A 2569-nucleotide genomic window follows, 5' to 3' on the forward strand; every position below is an offset into this window, starting at 1 on the left:
AGTGCCGAACACGGCTCTGCGACCGTCAGGACTGAGCGCGATGGATTCCTCTCCTTGATTATCGGCATAGAGCTCGACAGGGTGGGCCGGATCCGTCATATCCCAGACGAGCCAACCCGCCCCATTGCCTCGAACTGCCACCGCTGTCTTGCCATCGGCGCTGATGGACATGCCGTATAGCTGCTCGCAGGGTCATTAACGGCCGCTCAAGGTCGCCCGGATATGGCGCGGTTGCTGCTGTGGTTGCTGCCCCCGGCCCACCGCCGCGCCAGGGGCCAGATTCTCGGAATCATGACATATCTGCGCGAATCGGAATTTTCGGAAGCTACACGTCAGGATAATATCCATTTTAATGGCGGATATTCGGACATCAAGGACACTTCCTCTTTTCGCTCCTTGCTGATTATTTGCCCGCTTATAAACGTGTGTGCGTCTTTCATGCTTGACGTTGGGGTATCTCCCTTATCGCGCTATCGCAGCGGTGCGGGCGGATACGAAAAAAGAACAGCTCCGGCATCCGTGCTACCGCGACACCATTCACGAGCTCGATCTGACACAGGTCAACGAGCCTCGGGAAATTACCTGACGTTCTCGCTGGGAACGCTCACCACGGAAAGGAATGCCCCTATGCCATTCATCATGCGCAACACACTCCCTAAGCTGGCCGCAGGTACACTCGCCGCCGCCGTCCTCAGCGCAGCAGTCATGACGCCCGCGGTCGCGGCATCCTCTGCCCCCAACCCGGCCGAGGCATACATCTCGAGCGTCAGTGCGAACGGAAACGGGTGCCCACCCGGGACATGGGAGGCTGCGATCAGCCCCGACGGGAAGGCGTTCACCGTTACATTCAGCTCATACGAGACGCTCATCGCACCTGGTGATGATGCCTCGGATAGGGTATGCACGCTCTCGCTGAACGTGCATACGCCGCCGGGGACCTCGCTTTCCACCGTCGAGTTCTCCTATCAGGGCTACGCGCTCATGGACCAAGCAGGGATGAGCGCGACGCAGAGCGCAAGCTACGACTTCCGCGGTGCTCCCGTCCCGGCTCAGTCGGTTCGCTCGCAGATCTCGGGGCCACACGACGACGCGTATCTCTTCTCCGACCGGATCTTGCTTCAGGACAACGTGGCGTCGGCGCAGGGCGCAACCCGCGCGCTGAACGGGGAAACGGGCCTAGTCCTCACCAACAACCCCGCAGAGACCGGCAGCGGCTTCTTCAACATCAACAGTGTCGACGGGACGCTCCAGGACGGACCGGGCTGCACCATCGACCGGCGCACCGCCACCTCGGGGCAGGCCATCATCGGCACCTCGGGCGCCGATGTCATCTGCGGGTCACCGTTCGCCGACCTCATCACCGCGCTGGGCGGCGACGACGTCATCCTCTCCTTCGCGGGCAACGACCGGGTCGCCGCCGGTGCAGGCAACGACACCGTCTTCGGCGGCGACGGCGCCGACGACATCAGTGGCGACGCCGGCAACGACACCCTCGACGGCGAAGCCGGCAACGACCGGATCCTGGGCGGGCCGGGCACCGACACCGCTAACGGCGGGCCGGGCACCGATTCCTGCCTAGCCGAGACGACCACCTCCTGCTGAGTCAGGTCGACGCTTCGGTGATGTGGCTTGGGGACGAAGCAGTCGAGGTCAGAGCCGGGCGACCTGCTTTACTCACCTTGGCCGCGCCGGGTCCCGAAGCGTCTGGCCCAAGGCACTGGAAGACGCGGACCTACCGAAGATCTATTTTCACGACCTCCGGCACACCTCTCGCCGCCAACGCCGGAGCCTCGATCCGCGAGCTGACGACCCGCATGGGCCACTCCAGCACCCGCGCCGCCATGATCTACCAGCACTCCACCGACGAACGCCAACGCGAGGTGGCACGCAAGCTCGACGACCTGGCGCGAGGAGCGCTCAACGACAAGCAATCCGGTACCTGACAATCCCGCTATCGTGCTCGAAGTTGCCATACGTAGCGAGGAGGACGGAAGAGGTGGACAGGGAGCCGGCAACCGATCGGGCGGCTCTCCAACGAGCCGCGAACGATGACCTGGCCAGCTCCATGGGTCCTTGGGCCGGCGGTTCGGCTGCTGTGGAAGGTTTCCTGCGGCGGGTCACAGCCGACCTCGACCGGCTCCCGCAACTGACCGTCCACCATGCCGAATTCCGGCACTACGGCTCCGGATATGCGTCCTACGTCGCAGTCTTCTTGACCAGACGCGACGGCTCGGCGCAGCGCTCGGAGAAGGGCTGGACGCACGTCGAGGGGCTGCTACTGGCCTTGTGCCGTCTGGCTCCGTTGGCGGTGCTCCTGAAGCCCGGCACCCGATCGTCCGGACCCGACGGTGCCGGCTCCTACGACCTGCCAGAACTATCGCAGGTCGCAGATGCCGACATCCCGGGGTGGGAGTCAGAATGCCGGCAGATCAACCAGGTCCTGGCCCGGCACGACATCACGTTGCTCCGTTCGGAGGTCCTGGGGCAACCGCTTGACGCCCATCTTCGGATAGAGACCGTTCTCGGCGATCCGCCCTACCGCGTGTTCGACGCATGGTTCCACTGGATG

General features: G+C 64.0%; 3 protein-coding genes. All 3 read left to right on the forward strand.

Annotated features, from left to right (window positions below):
• Positions 1 to 627 precede the first annotated feature (627 nt).
• Positions 628 to 1602 (forward strand): DUF4360 domain-containing protein, encoded by a 975-nt coding sequence (locus AC3EO4_RS55570; protein WP_431904958.1) that lies wholly within the window; start codon positions 628 to 630, stop codon positions 1600 to 1602.
• A 212-nt stretch (positions 1603 to 1814) separates the two neighbouring features.
• Positions 1815 to 1943 carry a hypothetical protein gene (locus AC3EO4_RS55575; RefSeq protein WP_431904959.1) on the forward strand — a complete coding sequence of 43 codons (129 nt, stop codon included), beginning with the start codon at positions 1815 to 1817 and terminating at the stop codon, positions 1941 to 1943.
• 152 nt (positions 1944 to 2095) lie between these two features.
• On the forward strand, positions 2096 to 2569 hold a 474-nt coding region (locus AC3EO4_RS55580; RefSeq protein WP_431904962.1), incomplete at its 3' end, for a hypothetical protein.

It is taken from the genome of Nonomuraea sp. bgisy101, from assembly GCF_057708945.1.